Here is a 19,576-nt window from a genome sequence, read left to right on the forward strand (position 1 = left end):
ATGATCCCGTGTACATTTAGACCATAACTTTTTTGGAGGTGAATCCCTCGCAAGAGGGAAATCATTGGACGGAATAATCGCGTTGAATTTATTTTTGGTAGCCGTGTTCATCGGACTGACTGCATTTTTCGTAGGGGCCGAATTCGCCATCTTGAAGGTGCGGCTGTCCCGGATCGATCAATTGATCGCCGAAGGGAATAAACGGGCGGTCACGGCCAGGAAGGTAGCCCATGAACTGGATTACTATTTGTCCGCCTGCCAGCTTGGAATTACCATTACGGCTCTCGTGCTGGGCGCGCTGGGCGAACCGACCGTCGAAAGGATGCTGCATCCGCTGTTTGAACGATTCGACGTGCCGGCGGCGGTGGCAACGGTACTCTCTTATGCCATTGCCCTCGGGATCATCACGTTCCTGCATGTCGTCATCGGGGAATTGGCACCTAAAACATTGGCGATCCAATTTGCCGAGAAAATGACGCTGCTGCTGGCGTCTCCCTTGTATTGGTTCGGGAAGATCATGTATCCGTTCATCTATGCATTGAATGGAGCTTCGCGTCTCCTGCTTCGAGTATTCGGCGTAAAGCCGGCAGGGCATGAAACGGTCCATTCCGAGGAGGAACTGAAGTGGATCGTGGACCAGAGCTACGAGAGCGGCGAAATTAACCAGACCGAGATGGGGTATTTGACCAATATATTTGCTTTTGATGAGCGTACCTTGCGCGAAATCATGGTCCCGAGAGATCGCATCGTTACGGTAGAACGAGGGTGGCCCCTTGCCAATATCCTGGAGGTTCTGGGCGAGTACGACTATACCCGTTACCCGGTGACGGAATCGGGACGCGCGGAGGATTTCATCGGGTTTATCCATACGAAGGAGATGCTGACGGGCATAGCGGCCGGAAGAAACTGCAGCGTGAATGACTTTATTCACGACATGCCGCGTTTCCCGGAGTCGTCTTCGATCAAGGACGTCCTGATCAAGATGCAGCAAATCCGCGTGCATATGGCCGTCGTGACGGACGAATCCGGCGTGGCCATCGGGCTGGTGACGATGGAGGATATTCTGGAGGAGATCGTGGGCGACATTCGGGACGAATCGGATCGTCGCGAGCTGCAGGGTGCACACGCCTAAGCGATGACGAACTAGCATCGGGCACGATCCAGGAATAGGGTTCAATGTCCTTGTGGCCACCCATCCGCGGTGAGAGGGCATGGAATTGCCGAAACATAAAAAGAGCAGCTTCAACACGAAGCTGCTCTTTTTGCATGTGTTCTATCGAGTAGGTCTGCGTGCTGCCCCCATCGTAAAGCCGAAGCTGTACGTGCGGTTGGAAGGCAGCGTGAATTCTTCATGGATCGGCGCTCCCCAGCTGTCGTCGCCGCCGACGCCCATTTGCTTGTAATTGATGCGCAGGACGGTTTTATCGCTTGGCGGGAGCTTGTACGCATGGTCGCTGCCCTCCAGTTCCTCCGGCGTCCACGGCAGTGCGCATACCTCCATGAGGGAGGAACTCTCGAATTCCAGTCCGTCCCCGCCACTCTCCCCGGTTAGCAGTGCGAAGCGCACATCCGTTTTATTCCCGCACTCTTGAGGCCTCAGATAAGGGACGAACTGATCGGCGACCTTGCCCTCGTATCGGCCGATTTTGGCTCCTGTCTTCCGGTCCCAATAATTATCATGCGGTCCCCGCCCATACCAGCTGAGCGTATCGAGTCCTTCATCCAGCAAGAACAGCATGCCGACTTCCGGAATGTCGGGCAGACCGGCACCAGGGATCAAGGTTTCATGCACGCGGACAGTGCCGTCCGGATAGATTCGATATTCCAGCGTCAGGCTGGATACGGGATTGGTTTCGATCCGATAGTGGCTGGAGACCACGACGGCAGGGCCTTCCGCATGCCAGCGCAAAGACAGCAGCTTTCGCCGATCATGGGCCGTTCTCCACACGCCGCTGCGTTCAGGAAGCCGGTTGCCCAGATCGTTGTCGGTGACGGCCCGCCAGAAATTCGGTCTTGCGGGGGCCAGCAGGCATTCCCTGCCGGACAGTGCGTAGGATGTCAGATCGCCGGTGCCAAGGCGGAAACGCAACGAGACGGCGGAACCCCTGATGATAAGCTCTTCATCCGACTCGGCAGCTTCCAGAGCCTGCACGTTTGCAAGAGCGTCCGTTTCGGGTTGCTCGGCTATATACGGCGTCAGCACAAACTGCTCCCAAGCCTCCTCATGTCCTGCAGGCGCCCACTTGGTGCTCTCCTTCCGAACGAGGGAGACGGTGAGAATCGCTTCTTTTCCTTCGTCCTCCACAGGGGAGTACGGAACGTGAATTTCCGCTTGCTCACCTGGCTGAAGCGAGAGCTCGAGCGTGCCGGATTGGCTGACTTTGCCGTTTAGCGTTACGTCCCATTGTACAAGATACGAATCGAGGCTGGTAAACAAGAAGCGGTTGCTGACCCGAATCCGGCTTGCGGCAGGATCCAGGCTTTCGAACTTGACGTTCTGGTAGCATTTTTTCACTTCGTCCAGCTTGGGGGTTTTGGTTCGATCCGCGAAGATCAGGCCGTTCCCGCTGAAGTTGCCGTCATGCGGCGTTTCGTTGAAGTCCCCGCCGTACGCCAAATATGGTATTCCGTCCGCCGTTTGGGTGAGGATCGCTTGATCGATCCAATCCCATATAAAAGCCCCCTGCAAAATGTCGTACTTCTCAAACAGCTCCCAATAGAGGTGAAGCCCGCCGCAGGAATTCCCCATCGCATGACTGTACTCGCAAATGATATAAGGCTTATCCGGATTGCTGTTGGCATACTTCTCCACATCCTGCGGCCTTGCATACATGGTGGATTCCATGTCGCTGGCCGCTTCGGACGCCCTGTAATGAAAGATTCCCTCGTAATGAACCAGCCGCGACGGATCGGCTTCCTTCAGAAAATCGTGCATCGCAATGAAGTTGTCGCCTCCGAACGATTCGTTGCCAAGCGACCAGATGATGACCGAGGGGTGATTCTTGTCGCGTTGGAACATCGAATTGCAGCGGTCCAATACGTTGTCGCGCCACTCCAGCTTGCTGCCGGGCACCGTTTCTTCCAGCTCCTGCTGCCCATACCTCCAGGTTCCGTGCGTCTCCAAATTCGTTTCATCAATAACGTATAACCCATATTCATCGCAGAGGTCATACCATACGGATTGATTCGGGTAATGGGAAGTCCGTACCGCATTAATGTTATGCGTCTTCATCAGCTCAATATCGGTGATCATGTCTTCACGGCTGAGAGCCCGTCCGGTATCCGGGGAGAATTCATGCCGGTTTACGCCTTTGAACAGAATGCGCTGACCGTTGATTCGCATCAGCCCGTCCTTCAGCTCGAAGCGGCGGAATCCCGTGCGGCAGCTTACGGCTCCGCGGCAAGCTCCGTCCGTATTCTTCAATGCCAAGACAACGGTGTATAAATAAGGCGATTCCGCGCTCCATTTCTCGGGTTCGGGGACGTTCATGCTCAGGGTAAAACTGCCCTCGTCAATGATGTAATCCGCAATGGTGAGTGTTTGTTTCTGGACCAGCTGCCGGTCCTGATCGTAGAGAAGCGCCTCCAACTGGAGCGTGTCCTTGTCGATGGTCTCGTTATAATAATTCGTGACGGCTGCATCGATTTGCAGCTCGGCATGCCGGTACTCGTCATCAAGAACCGGGCGTACGAAGAAATCGGAGATATGGACGGCAGGGACCGAATAGAGATAGACCTCGCGGAAGATCCCGCTAAGCCTCCAAAAATCCTGATCCTCAAGCCAGCTCGCGTCGCACCATCGGTATACTTCAACGGCCAATTTGTTCTTGCCCTCAACCAGATAGGGGGTAAGGTCGAACTCGGCCGGCGTAAAAGTATCCTCGCTATACCCGACCATCTCGCCGTTCACCCATACATAGAAAGCGGATTCAACACCTTGGAAGCTAATATAAACGGGTTGTTCCTTCCATGTGTCAGGTACCGTGAATTCACGGATGTAGGAGCCCACGGGATTGTATCGGGTCGGTGCGAAGGGGGCTTTCAATTCAGGCTCCGATTCGGCCCAGGGGTATCTTACATTCGTATATTGAGGATAGTCATAGCCTTGAAGCTGCCAATGGGAAGGGACGGGAAGATCGGCCCAGCTCTCGGAATCGTAATCGGCCTCGTAGAAATTTTGGATGCGCTCTTCAGGCGTTTTGGCGAAAGCGAATTTCCAGGTCCCGTTCAATGACTGATACCAGGGGGACATGGCGTGGTCAAGGCTCAGCGCCTCGGACTCCGTCGGAAAATTCATCATGTAAGCATGGGCCTTGTGACGGTTCAACTGAAAAATATTCGGATTATTATTCCATTCGGGATAACCGTTTGCAGGTGCCTGGTAAATGAATTTGGTACGCAATGTGCTCAGCTCCTCCTAGATTATGGTTTCCTTCTACTGACAGTATAGAGGTTAATTCCGCCCAAGAGTATAAGGAAGTTGCGCTAATTCTATCAAACGATCAACAAAACAGCGAAATTTCGATCACTTAGATGGTCATTTGCATATCTTGCTGCCAGGGAAGCCGCCAGTTATGTCCAGCGCCATCAACATGACCAATATTACATTTACATGGAATAACGTTTATGAAATAATAGTTAGTAAATGATCATTCACTAACGATGGGAGGAACGTGCATGGTAAGACCTCGCGAATTTCAAGATGAGGTGATCTTCCACGGTGTCTACCGGGCACTATGCAAAAAAGGGTACGGCCAGTTAGCCTTAACCGACATCACGCATGAAATGAACATCTCGCCGGCAGCCTTAATGAAGCGATTCGGCTCGAAGAAGAATCTGCTCCTGGCCTACAGCGATTATGTCATTCAATTAACCAAGCAAGCCTTCCATGATGCGAGTTTGTCCGGCCAATCCCAAATCGAGGCGCTTAAGACGGTGTTCAGGGATGCCGTCTCGCATATGAAGGATCCTGTGGAATTGGCCAACCACACCTCCTTCTATCTGGAAGGGACGAATGATCCGGATTTGTTAGAGAAGACCCGGTACCGGCTGCAGCTGATCGATGAGTTTACCCGAAAGATGCTGGATCAGGCGATCACGAATAACGAGATCGTGCCATGTGACGTGGCACGGGTCAGCCGGGTGCTGCAAGCCGCGATCAGCGGCGCCATGCTGATCTGGATCAAAGAGTCGGACCGAAGCTTGAACGAACTGTTTGACGAGTGCTTTCAGGTCATATTCGCCTCGCTCGTTCAAGGCGGTACGGAATAATGCCCATTTTATTATGGAGAGGTGGAGGGCTATGCCGGTTTACAAAGGAAGGGAAGTCGATTTGTATTACGAAGTGAAGGGAGAAGGGAAGCCGCTGGTGTTTACGCACGGAGCTTCCTGGAATCATAAACAGTGGCGGCCTCAAGTCGATGCCTTCTCCCGTCGGTATCAAACCGTGGTGTGGGATATCCGGGGGCATGGCTCCTCTTCCTTGCCGCATGGCAAGGTGGATTCGGAGGATTTCAGCAGGGATTTGGCGGATTTGCTAAGCGAACTCGGCATTGAACAAGCGACGCTTTGCGGGCTGTCCCTGGGCGGTCATATTTCGCTGCAGACTGCCGTTCGCTATCCGGAGAAGGTTGCGGCCCTGATACTGATCGGCACGCCGTTCACGAATGCGTTTAATTGGTTCGAGCGCATGTTCGTGCCGGTAAACCGCTTAACAAGTTATCTGATGCCGATGTCCTTATCCGGAAAAATACAAGGCAGGATGTTATCCAAATTTAATAAGAGCAATCAAGCCTATATTGAGCAAGCCTTTGGCTCCATTGCTCATTCCGATTGGATTCGGATATGGGATGCGGTGACCCGAATGGACAGCACGCATGATCTGCACAAAATCCAGTGTCCGGTATTGCTGCTTCAAGGCGAAAGCGACACGATGATCCGAAGGCAGCAGGCATACATGCAGGAACAAATCGCGAACGCGCAATTGAAAATCATCCGAAACGCTCATCACGCAACGAATTTGGATAACCCCGACGAGGTGAACGAGGCGATCGCTTCATTTCTGTCGGCACACGCGATCTAGCGGTATTCGAGCACTTTCATTGACACCCCAAAACAGGGTTGCTACAATTTTAGGCATATATCCATCGGAATACAAGGGTTATCAAGGAGGGGACGAACTTGAATCGATTCGGTTCCACAGATCCATTCATACGTAATGAACGCGAAGCGGTGATCGCGGCCCGGGCCGACAAGCTGGGAGCGATATTCGCGGAAAGAGCACCTCAGCATGATCTGGAGGGATCGTTTCCGTTCGAGAATTTTGATGATTTGAAGGAGTCCGGTTATCTGAAGCTGACCGTTCCGGCAGCCTTTGGAGGAGAAGAAGCCTCCGTATACGAAATGGTGCTTGCCCAGGAACGGCTCGCCCGAGGAGACGGGTCTACGGCGCTGGCCGTAGGCTGGCATATCGGGCAGATACTGCAGCTGCGCCTTTCCGGGGCTTGGCCGGAGCCGTTATTTGAGAGATTGTGCAGAGACGTTGTAGCAGAAGGCACGGTCATTAATGAACTGGCGAGCGAGCCTGCGACGGGGAGCCCCAGCCGGGGCGGAAGGCCGGAGACGACGGCACGGCGGGTGTCGGGCGGCTGGCGCATCACCGGACGCAAAACCTTCAGCACGTTAAGCCCGATCCTGAAGCAATTCGTGGTTACGGCCGGAATCGAGCATAGCGAGAAGGTCGGCGCGTTCCTCGTTCGCAGCGGGCCCGGGGTCAAGGTTGAAGAGACCTGGAATACGATGGGCATGCGGGCAACGGGAAGCCATGACGTGATTCTGGAGGACGTATTCGTGCCGGACACGGAAGTCATTCGGGGACCCGATTATGAGAAGCCTGAGTTTCCCGTGCCTACGGAAGGCATTCTGTTTCATATCCCGGCATGTTATATGGGGATTGCTTATGCCGCGCGGAATTTTGCCATCGATTTTGCCCGTCATCATCAACCGAACTCCTTGACGGTGCCCATTGCCGAATTGCCGAACGTCCAAAGGCAGATCGCCCAAATCGAAGTGGACCTGCTGACGGCCCGCAGTTACCTGTACCAAACCGCCGACCGCTGGGACAAGGAAGCGGAGAACCGCGCCGCGCTCAAACCCGAACTTGGGCTTGCCAAGTACGTCGTGACCAATGCGGCGGTCCGGATTGTCGATCAGGCCATGCGGATCGTTGGGGGATTGAGTCTCTCCCGGAAGCTCCCGTTGGAGCGTATGTACCGGGATGTCCGGGCAGGTCTTCATAATCCGCCAATGGATGATGTCGTGCTGACGAATTTGGCCAAACGGGCCCTTTCGGAAGCGGAGGAGAAGGAAAATCAGGAGCCTTGATCTGATCGGACGAGAGAATAGGCCACTTAGCAGGAAATAAGGATAGAAACCGCGGGAGAGCTGGCTCCGGCGGTTTTTTTTGCGCTTCGCGTGCCGGACATTCCTTTTTGCGGCTCCATTACATAATCGCGGCATCTTCTGCAGCCTCTGCTTCATATACATACACTTAGGTTAGGATGGCGGGCTAACGGGTATAAAACCTATCAGTACGACTATACGAGTCGATCGAAATTCGCTCATGAGGAATTAGGTTGAAAGGAGATATGTAACCATGGATTCTGTGCTGTATTTGGGCTTGGCCGCTATATATGCTGTGCTGTTTCTGTATGGGTGCGTGCTGCTGAGGCGGGATGCGTCACCGGGGCTTCGGTACTTGCTGCTGATCGTAACGGCCGGATTGGTCTGGGATAACGGCGTGATCGGCATCGGGAAATACATGGGGGAAGGAGATCTGCTGGAGGGGCTTAACGTTGCGCGTTTCTGGGTGCATGCGTTGGCCACGCCGCTGCTTGTGCTCGTGTCGTTCGACCTGATACGCAAGGCCGGTAGCCCTTGGGCCAACAGGCCGGCCGCCGCATGGGGGGCCTGGCTTTTCACTGCAGCGCTGATCGTGCTCGAGGTGGTGACGGAGACCTTGCCGCTCAAGCTCCAACCATCCATGGAGTACGGAGCGCTGCGTTACGTTTCGTCCGAATCCGGGGGGCCGCCGCTCATGGTGATCCTGATCCTGATCCCGCTGCTGACGGCAGGCATTATCGTATGGCGGAGAAAAAAAACGCCGCTGCTGTTCATCGGCACGGTGCTGATGGCTGCCGGGAGCGCCATACCGATCCCGATCGAAAGCTCGGCTGCCACGAACGTGTTCGAGCTGCTGCTCCTCTTGTCCCTGTGGCTGACGGTACGCAAGCTGGTCTCCGCCCGTACGTTGTCTTTTCGCTAGTTCCTGCTGACACCGCGCTCGCCATCCAGATGTGCGCGGTTTTTTGGCATGTCCCGCCTTCTTTCGCTTGTTTAGCTCCCGCACCCATTTCCGACTAGCATCTGGATGTACCCCGCAGCTTCATGATGTACGTAAGCCGATTGGATAGCGCCACATTCAGCAAACCTTCAGCTTAGCCTAAGCCTGGCATAACCTTCCCCTAAGACTGCTTTCAGATTCCGTCCCTATACTTCAAATAGCAAGACAAACCATGATCCTAGAAGGAGAGATGACGATGAATCCGATAAGCAAAAAAGTATTGGTAAGCAGTATGGCGGCAGCGATCGTGCTGGGGGGAGCCGGGTATCTTCAGAACAAAACCTTTGCCGCGGCGAGCACGGATACGGCAGCCTCGGCAGCTCAGGACGGTCAGACGGGAACGGACACAACGGCTTCGGATGCAGCGAAGAACCGGGAAGGGAAGTGGATGGGTCATAAGGCGGGCGGACCTCGGGGCGGCAGCATCGTGAAGGAAACGGCCGAAATCCTTGGGCTGACGGAGGCCGATATCCGGACGGCGCTTGAATCGGGCAGCACGTTTGCCGAAATTGCCAAAGGCAAGGGAATGGCCCAATCTGCGTTCGTTCAGAAGCTGATCGAGCTGGAAACCGCCAAGATCGATGAGCGTCTGAGTGAGGGCGGCATTACGGAAACCGAAGCAGCCGAGTGGAAAGAGGGTCTGAGCGATCGTCTTACCCAAATCGTAGAGAGCAGCGACGCCGGTTTGGGGAAAGGTCATGGCAAAGGAGGCCGAGGGTTCGGCAAATTCGGCAATCCGGAGGAAATCGCGGCATTGCTCGGAGTGTCGGAGGACGAGCTGAAGGCCGGAATGGAAGAAGGACAATCGTTGGCCGAGATCGCGGCGGCGAAGGGAATGACGGAGGATCAACTGATTCAGAAGCTGAAAGATCAAATGACCGAGCCCTTGAAGCAATGGGTGAACGAGAAGCATACGGACGCTGATAAGTCGACTGCGGCTGCGGGAGAAACGGATGAGGATACGGAATAACGATTGAATCGAGATTGGATTGCTGAAGAGACTGGATGGTATTCTATTAAGAATACATTCAGTTTCTTTTTTTATATATAAGAAAGTCATCATTTTTTTTCTCACAAAGTGTTGACCTTAACGTTACGTAAAGGTGTACATTGAGTTTGTCAGGAGGTGAAACCATGGAATACACGGTGCAGAAGCTTGGGAAGTTGGCGGGAATAAGCACGCGAACCCTCCGTTATTACGATGAGATCGGGATTCTGAAGCCGGCCAGAATCAACTCGTCGGGGTATCGGATTTACGGGCAGGAGGAGGTCGATCAATTGCAGCAGATCTTGTTTTACCGGGAGCTTGGGCTGCAATTGGACGGTATCAAAGAGATTATGACCTCACCATCCTTCAATCGGACCAAGGCGCTCCAGGAACACCATGCGCAGCTCCTAGACAAGAGAAGGCAACTGGATTTGCTGATTACCAATGTGGAGAACACGATAGCCTCCGCCGAAGGGAGAAAAACGATGAGTGACCAAGAGAAATTCGAAGGATTCAAGCAGAAGCTGATTGATGATAACGAGAAGAAATACGGTAAGGAAATTCGCGAAAAGTATGGCGACGAAACTGTAAATCAATCCAATGCCAAGCTGAAAAATATGACGCAAGCGCAGCATGATGAAGTAACACGTCTGACGGAGGAGCTGTACGAAACGCTGACCGAAGCGTTTAAGCAGGGCGATCCTGCCGGCGAGCTGGCCCAGAAGGCGGCCGATCTTCACAAGCGTTGGCTCACCTTTTATTGGAATGAATACAGCAAAGAAGCCCATGCCGGCCTAGCCCAGATGTATGTTGACGATGAGCGGTTTACCGCCCATTATGACGAGAAGCAGCCTGGAACCGCCAAGTTCCTCCGCGATGCGATTCTCATCTACACAGGTATGAATCCCTCGTCATAAACAGGGATGAATAGAGGATTATCATATTTTTTGTAAAAGCCCTTCCTGCGGTTAATCCGCTTCGGAAGGGCTTTTTCATTTGGAATTTCTTGAGCATTTCATGCCAAGTTGTCTTTAGAGCAGAGGAAACTGATGATGGTACGACCTCGTATTTCAGATAGATTTTATTGCGCATTTCACAGAGACTATTATTTCTCAAGGTTGAGAGAGATAATAAGCATATTCCAATGGTCTACTATAAATTTTGCGTTTAATACTTTTAAGGTCTTTGTATATATTTTTTTGGGGTTTTCCGTTAAGTTCAATAATCCATAACTCTCTTTGCTCGTCTAACACAAAATCGACACTCAATTCTCCCAATGAACCCATATGAATGTCTGCTTCATGTGCGGCCGCTACACTTACCTCATACAGAGATCGGAGGATTTTATTCATTTTCTCCGGCGAAAATAATCGCGGAAGAATTTCTGAAACTTCATAAATGCTTTCACACATACTCGTGTTAAAGTAATGTTCATAAGCCACTCTACATGTAATGATGGAAACCGTCCATTCTCCAAGAATATCTTTTTGAACAAGGACCCGGATATCAAAATACTGATGATCAAATTGACTCATATGGATCCCTTGCTGAACCATGTATTCCGTTAGTCCGAGAAGTTTATCCAATTTTTCCTGAATGCTTTCGTTTTTTCTGCAAATATATCTTGGAGCCAAGCTATGCAAAGAGATGTGAATATCTCCATTATCCGTTAGTTCAACCCGATACACAGACTTCCCCTTAGATCCGTATAAAGGCTTAATGTATAGTAGTTTATATTTCTCTAATAGTTCTGATACATTCACTTCATTATATAAAAATGTGTCCGGCACATAAGCTTTAAGATCTGACTGTTGTAATAGGTTATGGAGATCCCATTTATTAAAAAAATTGATATTGTTGAAACATTTGTTTCTACCAATCGCCTTCTCTAGTCGTTGAATGGTTATTAATTTTTTGTTAAAACACCGGTTATAGACAACATGAGGAAATGGGAACGAACTTTGTTTCCATATGCCCTTTATCAGGCTAAGTCCAATAATACGTTGTTCATCCCAAAGAATATCTGCCGGTGTAAAGGCGTAAAGTTTCAGGTTTAGATTGTGATAACGTTCATAAAGCTCCAAAATTCTTTTTCTGCTGTTCCTTTTAGCTACCAGAATACCTATTAAAGGGCCATTCTCCAATCTCATCACTCCCATGACTTCGATATCTCGTATTATCTAATGCCAGCAGAGACATAATGCTATGGGACAAGAGCATAGGTGAACAGAAAATCAGCAATTGTAGTGCTCTATTTGCCTATTTTTCAGTTGATAGGTATTTGCCGTGTTTACCTTTTTAAGCTCTTAATATGATAAATTACTTTTGATAACAGGGAGATGAGACCATGGGAAGGTGTAATTGTCCACCAGGACCTCCAGGACCACCAGGACCTCCGGGACCTCCGGGACCTCCAGGACCCCAAGGACCGCAACTGCTTCAAGAACTTGGAGGAGCAATTGCAGCAGCTGGACCCGCAGGACTTGCAGGAGCACTTGGACCCGCTGGATTAGAAGGACTTGTAGGAGCCATTGGCGAAGCTGGACCTGAGGGACTTGCAGGGGCACTTGGACCCGCAGGACTTGCAGGAATCGCAGGAGCACTTGGACCCGAAGGCCTTGCAGGGATTGCAGGAGCAATTGGCCCTGCAGGACTTGAAGGTATTGCAGGGGCAATTGGCCCCGCAGGACTTGCAGGAATTGCAGGAGCGATTGGCCCCGCAGGACTTGCAGGAATTGCAGGAGCGATTGGCCCCGCAGGACTTGAAGGTATTGCAGGGGCAATTGGCCCCGCAGGACTTGCAGGAATTGCAGGAGCGATTGGCCCCGCAGGACTTGCAGGAATTGCAGGAGCAATTGGCCCCGAAGGACTTGCAGGGCCAGCAGGGCCAGCGGGGCCAGCAGGGGCAACGGGTGCAGCAGGGCCAGCGGGGCCAGCAGGGGCAACGGGTGCAGCAGGACCTGCGGGGGCAACGGGTGCAACAGGTGCAACAGGGGCAACAGGTGCAGCAGGAGGTGGAGGATTAATTCCATTTTCAACGGGTATCATCCTCGTTGGAGCTGAAGTAGTATCGGCTGCTCCAATTTTAATGGGTTTTGGCAGTAGCACGGTTGAAGTTATTAACGCTTCTGGAGAATCAACTATGCCACCCGAAGCAGGTGGTTTTGCTTTCCCAATTCCCTTTGCGGGTACCGTTCAAGATTTACAAATAAGTGTAGATTTATTGGTTGCTTCTGAGGTTTCTATCAACACTCTCGGTCTTCAATATGATTTTACAGTATTCCGCGCACCGTCAGTTCCTAATAATGGGATTGATCATAGTTCTTCACCTTACCTGACAACTTCGCTGACTAGTTCAGTTAGATTCGGAGCTCCGAATACGGTCATTACACCTGGTAACCCAACCGGTTTCCGTACCGCAACGAATAGAAATGTTGGGGGATCATTGGTGGTCGCTGAGGGTGATCGGATTGGTATTCGTGTAAGGACGCTTGCTGAGACTGATCCCTCGGCAGCTGATATTACCCAACTCTCATTCAGCGCCAGTCTATCTTATACTCCTTTTTAATAAGAGTCTCCTGTATTGTACTCCTCTATTTGTTACAGGGGAGGTAAATGATTCAGGAAGTGAATCGCCACTGCCTTTGTATAATATTGACATCATACAAAGGCAGTAGTCCCCTATGTTACACAATCCATCCTCTGATAAGCAATGATATATAATGAATGTGGAATCGTTACGGTTGCAACGTGTTGCAGCTGCTGTAACGATTTTTTTGATTTTATTGTAACATTTGCGGGATCGCCCGTTGTCTATGTGAGTACCAATGTGGAGAACACGATCGCCTCCGCGGAAGGGAGAAAAATCATCAGTGACCAAAGCAGCCTTGTCATACCGGGCAAGACCCTTTCCTGCGCTCACCCGCGAGGAGAGGGTCTTTTTTTATAGGGGATCCCTTGAAGGATCTTGAGCTGTTCACCCTGCCTACCTCTTCCACAATTAACCTCTTGTCTCCAAGGGGGGAGTAATGGTTAGATGTAACATGGGCTATTTTTCACAAACCTACACCATGGGTGATGACATATATATAGTGAGGGTAGAGAATGGATCAAATTGTACAGCAGGTAGTTACTATCTTTAACGATTTTCTATGGTCTAAACTGCTTATCGTATTGCTGATAGCGTTTGGCCTTTATTTTACGGTGGGCACCAAGTTCCTGCAGTTTCGCCTGATCGGCGAGATGTTCCGGGTCATCCGCGAACCCAAGAGCAAAACGAAGGGCAGCATTTCCCCGTTTCAGGCGTTTGCCATCAGCATGGCGGCCCGCGTCGGGACCGGGAACATTACCGGCGTTGCCCTGGCTATCTCGCTTGGGGGGCCGGGGGCCGTATTTTGGATGTGGATTATCGCGATCATCGGATCGGCCTCCAGCTTTATTGAGAGCACATTGGCGCAGATTTATAAGGTAAAGGATGGAGCGGGCGGATTCCGCGGAGGTCCCGCCTATTACATGCAGCAAGGTTTAAAAAAGCGGTGGATGGGCGTGCTGTTTGCGATCCTGATCACTTTGTCCTTTGGTCTTGTGTTTAACGCGGTTCAATCCAACACGATTACGATAGCTTTCCAGAATTCCTTCGGCACGGATCGTTTAACCCTCGGAATCATCATGGCGGTTGTTTTTGCGGCCATCATCTTTGGCGGAGTGAAGCGAATTGCCAAAATGTCGGAGCTGATCGTCGTGATTCTGGCTGTGCTGTATGTCGGTGCCGCGCTGTTTATCGTATTGGCGAACATCACCAAACTGCCGGAGGTGTTTACGCTAATCGTCAAAAGCGCGTTCGGTTATGAGCAGGTGGTCGGCGGATCGATCGGTGCCGCGCTCATGAACGGGATCAAAAGAGGCCTGTTCTCCAACGAAGCCGGCATGGGAAGCGCACCGAACGCTGCGGCGACCGCAACGACAAGCCATCCGGCGAAGCAAGGACTGGTTCAGGCGCTGGGCGTCCTGATCGATACGCTGGTCATATGTACAAGCACGGCATTCATTATTCTGTTTACCGGCGCATACCAGCAGACCGGACTTGATGGAATCGCCCTGACGCAGGCTGCGCTGGCCATGGAGATGGGCGCGTGGGCATCCGACTTCCTGGCGATCATGATTTTCCTGTTTGCGTTCAGTACCTTGATCGGTAACTATTACTACGGGGAAACCAACATCGAATTTTTGAAATCGAATCGGGTTTGGGTATGGATCTATCGGGTTTCCGTGCTGGCCATGGTCATCTTCGGCTCCGTGACCAGCGTGAAGCTGGTGTGGGATTTGGCCGACCTCTTCATGGGATTGATGGTAATCGTGAATCTCATCGCCATCGCGCTGTTATCCCGAACGGCCTTTGCCGCGCTGAATGACTACTTGAAGCAGAAGCGGGCAGGCCTCGATCCGGTCTTCACTAAAGACAGCATCAAGGGGCTTCAGGATGTGGAGTGCTGGGATGGACATGACAGCCCAACCACGAAAAGCGCCATAATCGAATAACGTGGACGGAATCGCTACGGTAGCTGTTGTTCTAGCTGCTGTAGCGATTTTTGATTTTACCGTAACCTTTGCGGAATCAAACCGTTGTCTAAGTGAGAAGGGGGAGAAAATACGAATGCTGCATGTTAATCGGATGACCTGGCGGACAAAGGCAAGGCTGCTCTTCAATGCTTTATTAGCTGCGTTGGGCGTGTTTCTTACTTATGTCATGTATTATATAGCCGTCCAAATTTATTATGAAAAAAATGACCTGAACGATAAATTTATAAGGTCTGTCATGACGACGGTTGAATTGCATGAGAGTGGACTTATGGTAGATAAACGCGGCTTGTCTCTGGTAGAAGTGACGCCCTTCCTCACACAGAAGAAATCGCTGAAAGTGTATAAGGATGTGGGGGAATGGCAGCTGATTGTCGGAGAGCTTCACGCGAAGAAGAGGTTATGGGGAGAACTGACCTATTCCGTTGAAGAACAGGGGCCTTACCTGAACCGCGAAGAAAGGGACCCTTATGTTCTGCATTCTGCGCTTCTGGATGGTGGGAAGATTACAGACTCCTCTCATCCGAATGGTGCAATGAACCAGTTAGAGAAACTGGAGGACGGCAACGTAGCGGAATTATTCTTCTCGCTTCGAACGTTGAAGTCACCGGAGCAGGTTTTGGAGCTCCTGTCGGATTATGATGTTAGAGCGACCAATATGGCTGTTTATGCTGGTGAACTGAGGGAAATCAAACTGGGTACTTATAGCTCTAGCGGCGCTGGTCACACGATCCCCCATCTTACATTGAGGCCCAGAATTATGTTTGACGATAACCATTTCCTTTCTGCATGGCATACTTTTTTCTCGTTGGAGGCAGGAATATCGGACGATGTGCAGCAGCTGATCGTCGACGTTGAATGGATGACCAACAATATCAAATACAACGGTGTAGATGATGACAAACAACGGCTGGCCTATTTGAAGAAAAATGGAGTTCAAGTTTATGGAGCAACCGTCACGGGACCTGTGCGGGAGCTGGAGAAACTGAAGGAGGAGTCGGAATTCTGGGGATTCCGTTTGGGCCGCATCGAGGTGTGGAATTGGAGCTAAGCCAGCTTGAGCTGTCATCCTTTGCATATGTCCCCAAATTTCTTCCATGCTTTGAACCATTCTGAGAAATTGGGAGCAACATTGGGAGGAACCATTCGTACACGGAGCGTCTCCTAACAGAAAAAGGGGTTCCCGTCAGATCTAAGATCTTTTGGGGCCCCCTTTTGTTTAAGAATAAGTAATACTTGTCCATGCCGCTAAGCAGCTTATCTATATTACGTTAAATATTTATCCCGCAAAATATTCATATGATGAAGCTCATGCCCTGCAATGACATAGGCGGCCGCCCGGGCGGAGAGCGGGTAGTTGTTGAACGTGCCCTGACGCAGCAGCGCTTCCTCCGTCAAGCTTCCAACCAGCGTAATGGTGGACTGCCTGACGGCAGCGTAATCCTTAAGGGCTTCCCGCAGAGGAAGCTGGCCGAAGGGAGAATTCTGGACAAAAATCTCCCGGTCGTACCCTGAAAATTCACGGGCATCCCCGCGCGAAATGTAGAGAATGCGATAGCTCCATAAACGCTCTACATCGGCGATATGACCGACCACCTGCTTGAGACTCCATTTTCCTTCCGCATAGCGGAAATTAGCTTGTTCTTCCGTCAGATCGCTCAGCGATCTTAACGTCTCGTCATGCTGCCGCTGCAAGATCTCGGCAATATGGCCTTCAGGGACAAGCGATACGTATTTTTCGCCGAGGGGCAAATATTCGTTAGCATTAGGCCTTGTGTTCATAACAAGTTCCTCCATATCCATGATTAAGAGCTCATATTAAAATTATGCCGCCAGGTCCAAATGAATGTATGTATGAACGGTCAGGTTGCTTGGGCCCAGATCAGATGGATGATTCCGTTCCAATAGCGTTCCGTCTTGACGATGTTCAGATCCGAGGCATTCACGATATCGATCATGTCCCGGTTATAATGACACCCGGATATCCGCCGTGCCGCGGGGTTGACGAGATGCTGCACGGCGCCGAGCAGCCGGTTCGTGCTCATGCCGTGCTCCAGCAAATAAATGCGGCCGCCGGGTTTCGCCCAGCGGTTGATGTTGTTCAATGCCTTTACCGGGTCTTCATAGCCGCATAGCGACAGGGTGGAAACCACGCAGTCGTAGGAACGTTCCGGCAGCTCCAGGGTCTCGATGTCCCGTTCCAGGAAAGTGGCCCGAATGCCAAGCTCGGATGCCATTTGGCGCGCCCGGGTTAACATCTCGGGACTGAAATCGACTGCCGTTACGTCCACCGTATCAGGATGATAGAAGGGGAAGTTGGCGCCGGCGCCGACAGCTACCTCGAGCACTTTGCCCTCAACCCCCTGAAGCAGTCGCTGTCTCCATTCTCCGAGTTTGCGCTGCCTGGTGTTCCTTTCATATATAGGAGCTTGTTTATTGAACTTTCGGATGAGGGAATTCTTATTCACGCGGAATTCTCCGGGCAACCCCTGTCTTGACCGCTGCTTTCACGACAAGCTCACGAATGGCCTTTACGACGTTCTGGTTGAACACGCTCGGAATGATATACGACGGGTTGCGTTCCTCGTCCGATACGGCGGATGCAATGGCTTCGGCTGCGGCCAGCTTCATTTCCTCATTAATCGTAGTTGCTCTGCAGTCCAGGGCTGCGCGGAAAATACCCGGGAAGCAGAGGACGTTATTGATCTGGTTCGGATAATCCGAACGTCCGGTCGCAATGACGCCCACAATATCTTCGACCTCTTCGGGTCTGATCTCCGGCGTAGGGTTGGCCATCGCGAATACGATCGGTTGATCAGCCATGGCTTGTACGTCTTCGCGGCGAAGCAGGCCGCCTGCGGAAAGGCCGATGAACACGTCGGCACCTTGGATCACTTGGCGCAGGGAACCTTCGACTTTGTTCGGGTTCGTATGCTCAGCATACCATTGCCACATACTATTACTGTATTCTCTTCCAGCAACCAGCGCACCTTCGCGGTCGACGCCGATGATGTCCTTAACGCCGGCCGACAGGAGGATTTTACTGCATGCCACCCCGGCAGCCCCGATTCCGCACACAACGACCCGAACGTTATCGATGGATTTTCCGACGATTTTCAGGGCGTTGATCAGCGCAGCGTACAGAACGACCGCCGTACCGTGCTGATCATCGTGGAATACGGGGATATCCAGCTCGTCGCGCAGTCTCTGTTCAATCTCGAAGCAGCGCGGAGAGGAAATGTCCTCCAGGTTAATGCCGCCAAATGCCGGCGCCATCGCTTTGATGCAGGCTATAATCTCTTCGGTGTCCTGGGTGTCAAGGCAAATCGGGAAGGAGTCTACGCCGGCCAGCTGTTTGAAGAGCATCGACTTCCCTTCCATGACCGGCATGGCGGCATAAGGGCCGATATTGCCCAAACCGAGCACGGCGCTTCCGTCCGAAATAACGGCCACCGTATTTCTTTTAATCGTGAGCGTGTAGGCTTTTTTCGGATCCTCCTGAATGGCCGAGCATACGCGGGCCACATCAGGCGTATAGACGCGAGATAGGTCATCGCGGTTTTGGATAGGGATTTTGGGCTGGGTTTCGATCTTGCCGCCGAGATGCAGCAGGAAAGTGCGGTCCGAAACATTGACGAGCCGAACGCCTTTTAAATGTTTTACTGTATTTGTAATTTTTTCGATATCGACGCTGTCGGTGACCGTAATGGTAATATCGCGTACGGTAATGTGGCCGCTGGCTTGAATGACGTCGATGGCAACCATGTCTCCCCCGGCTTCAAATATGGCGGATGCAACTTCACCGAATTTGATCTCTTGAGTATTCATTTCTAGTCTGAGGATAATGCTCTTTCCTCCGAGTCCGTTGTTTTCCATTGTTACCTCCAAATGTTTGATCGATTTCGTCATTCTCAGTGTATGTAGTTATGCAAAATGTTAACGTTATCATAGTTCGCTGAGCAGTGGTCAATTTCCTGTTTCACCGTAAAGAAACCGTGATATATATAAGAAGAATTTATTGGAAAAGGGGATTCCAAGGAAGTATAATCGAAAGCATCTTATTGCGAAGGAGAGAGCTGCCATGAATGCCAGAATCGAGGAGCTTGAAAAACGTTTGACCACCCAGCATCATAAGGATCTGTTCCTTCAGATGAAACATACGCTGCAGGCCGTCGATGATTTGGCCGAACAGCACCGGGTTTACCAGGCCGTTCAGGCACTTAGTGGCACACGCATCGTTGGAGCGGAGGAGAACGTGTATTTTGACACGTTGAATCAGGTCAAGGAACAGATTATTCATACCCTGGAGCTTACGATCGAGGATTTGGAGCATAAAGGGGATAAACATTACAAGAAGCATTTTAGGGACGGCGTGGAATAGAGTTGCTGCGCGGTCTGAACGGATCGAACAGCATGGATGAAAGCATGATTCCCCCAGGGGAGGCATGCTTTTTTTTGCGATTTTTTTCTGCAAGTTCCGTGTGTTTTCATAACATTTCAGGTTACATATTTATCCAATTTCATTGAAATGTGTAACAAATCGTTGATTAGTGTTATGGGATACGACTTCCAGATGCTTTAAAATAATGATAGTACTGGTAAAGCTTGGA

Annotated in this window: 17 protein-coding genes; 12 read left to right on the top strand and 5 right to left on the bottom strand. The window is 51.3% G+C overall.

What is annotated here, in order from left to right; translation table 11 throughout:
* Positions 1 to 64 precede the first annotated feature (64 nt).
* On the top strand, positions 65 to 1,132 hold the full coding sequence (locus MHH82_RS03935) for a hemolysin family protein (protein WP_012818940.1): 1,068 nt from the start codon (positions 65 to 67) through the stop codon (positions 1,130 to 1,132).
* A 141-nt stretch (positions 1,133 to 1,273) separates the two neighbouring features.
* On the opposite strand, the gene MHH82_RS03940 is transcribed toward MHH82_RS03935, so the two are convergent.
* Positions 1,274 to 4,402, bottom strand: a complete 3,129-nt coding sequence (locus tag MHH82_RS03940) for a glycoside hydrolase family 2 TIM barrel-domain containing protein (protein WP_012818941.1) — start codon at positions 4,400 to 4,402, stop codon at positions 1,274 to 1,276.
* Between the two features lie 275 nt (positions 4,403 to 4,677).
* Between MHH82_RS03940 and MHH82_RS03945 the strand changes: the two genes are divergently transcribed.
* From MHH82_RS03945 to MHH82_RS03970, 6 genes are all read left to right on the top strand, one after another.
* The gene (locus tag MHH82_RS03945) at positions 4,678 to 5,271 is read left to right on the top strand and encodes a TetR/AcrR family transcriptional regulator (RefSeq protein WP_145040798.1); all 594 of its coding nucleotides are present in this window, start codon (positions 4,678 to 4,680) and stop codon (positions 5,269 to 5,271) included.
* Between the two features lie 31 nt (positions 5,272 to 5,302).
* A complete protein-coding gene (locus MHH82_RS03950; protein WP_340963481.1) occupies positions 5,303 to 6,082 on the top strand; it encodes an alpha/beta fold hydrolase in 780 nt (259 codons plus the stop codon).
* A 98-nt stretch (positions 6,083 to 6,180) separates the two neighbouring features.
* Positions 6,181 to 7,383: an acyl-CoA dehydrogenase family protein gene (locus tag MHH82_RS03955; RefSeq protein WP_251501676.1), complete on the top strand. Its 1,203-nt coding sequence runs from the start codon at positions 6,181 to 6,183 to the stop codon at positions 7,381 to 7,383.
* Between the two features lie 271 nt (positions 7,384 to 7,654).
* The gene (locus tag MHH82_RS03960; RefSeq protein ID WP_251501679.1) at positions 7,655 to 8,323 is read left to right on the top strand and encodes a hypothetical protein; all 669 of its coding nucleotides are present in this window, start codon (positions 7,655 to 7,657) and stop codon (positions 8,321 to 8,323) included.
* 274 nt (positions 8,324 to 8,597) lie between these two features.
* The gene (locus tag MHH82_RS03965) at positions 8,598 to 9,371 is read left to right on the top strand and encodes a hypothetical protein (protein ID WP_145040804.1); all 774 of its coding nucleotides are present in this window, start codon (positions 8,598 to 8,600) and stop codon (positions 9,369 to 9,371) included.
* A gap of 164 nt (positions 9,372 to 9,535) precedes the next feature.
* Positions 9,536 to 10,306, top strand: coding sequence for a MerR family transcriptional regulator (locus tag MHH82_RS03970; RefSeq protein ID WP_340963490.1), 771 nt, complete (start codon positions 9,536 to 9,538; stop codon positions 10,304 to 10,306).
* Positions 10,307 to 10,501: 195 nt separating this feature from the next.
* Here the strand turns inward: MHH82_RS03970 and MHH82_RS03975 are convergent, their stop codons facing one another.
* Positions 10,502 to 11,548: a YheC/YheD family endospore coat-associated protein gene (locus MHH82_RS03975; protein WP_340963493.1), complete on the bottom strand. Its 1,047-nt coding sequence runs from the start codon at positions 11,546 to 11,548 to the stop codon at positions 10,502 to 10,504.
* Between the two features lie 372 nt (positions 11,549 to 11,920).
* Here MHH82_RS03975 and MHH82_RS03980 point away from each other — a divergent pair, with 372 nt between their 5' ends.
* The 4 genes from MHH82_RS03980 (at position 11,921) to MHH82_RS03995 (ending at position 16,017) form a co-directional block, all read left to right on the top strand.
* Positions 11,921 to 12,415, top strand: a complete 495-nt coding sequence (locus MHH82_RS03980; RefSeq protein ID WP_340963496.1) for a hypothetical protein — start codon at positions 11,921 to 11,923, stop codon at positions 12,413 to 12,415.
* 116 nt (positions 12,416 to 12,531) lie between these two features.
* Complete coding sequence (locus MHH82_RS03985) at positions 12,532 to 12,957, top strand: hypothetical protein (RefSeq protein WP_144374198.1); 426 nt, start codon at positions 12,532 to 12,534, stop codon at positions 12,955 to 12,957.
* Positions 12,958 to 13,493: 536 nt separating this feature from the next.
* Positions 13,494 to 14,927 (top strand): alanine/glycine:cation symporter family protein, encoded by a 1,434-nt coding sequence (locus tag MHH82_RS03990; RefSeq protein WP_340963499.1) that lies wholly within the window; start codon positions 13,494 to 13,496, stop codon positions 14,925 to 14,927.
* A gap of 115 nt (positions 14,928 to 15,042) precedes the next feature.
* Entirely contained in the window at positions 15,043 to 16,017 is a 975-nt protein-coding gene (locus tag MHH82_RS03995) for an anti sigma factor C-terminal domain-containing protein (protein ID WP_340963502.1), read from the top strand.
* Positions 16,018 to 16,232: 215 nt separating this feature from the next.
* Here the strand turns inward: MHH82_RS03995 and MHH82_RS04000 are convergent, their stop codons facing one another.
* The 3 genes from MHH82_RS04000 to MHH82_RS04010 form a co-directional block, all read right to left on the bottom strand.
* Positions 16,233 to 16,748 carry a DinB family protein gene (locus MHH82_RS04000; protein ID WP_340963505.1) on the bottom strand — a complete coding sequence of 172 codons (516 nt, stop codon included), beginning with the start codon at positions 16,746 to 16,748 and terminating at the stop codon, positions 16,233 to 16,235.
* A gap of 80 nt (positions 16,749 to 16,828) precedes the next feature.
* Positions 16,829 to 17,434 (bottom strand): class I SAM-dependent methyltransferase, encoded by a 606-nt coding sequence (locus MHH82_RS04005; protein ID WP_340963508.1) that lies wholly within the window; start codon positions 17,432 to 17,434, stop codon positions 16,829 to 16,831.
* The gene (locus tag MHH82_RS04010; RefSeq protein WP_009590761.1) at positions 17,427 to 18,842 is read right to left on the bottom strand and encodes an NAD-dependent malic enzyme; all 1,416 of its coding nucleotides are present in this window, start codon (positions 18,840 to 18,842) and stop codon (positions 17,427 to 17,429) included. Before MHH82_RS04010 ends, MHH82_RS04005 begins: the two co-directional genes overlap by 8 nt.
* A gap of 205 nt (positions 18,843 to 19,047) precedes the next feature.
* Between MHH82_RS04010 and MHH82_RS04015 the strand changes: the two genes are divergently transcribed.
* Positions 19,048 to 19,347 (top strand): hypothetical protein, encoded by a 300-nt coding sequence (locus MHH82_RS04015; RefSeq protein ID WP_012818954.1) that lies wholly within the window; start codon positions 19,048 to 19,050, stop codon positions 19,345 to 19,347.
* The last annotated feature ends 229 nt before the right edge of the window (positions 19,348 to 19,576 follow it).

Source organism: Bacillus sp. FSL K6-6540, assembly GCF_038007545.1.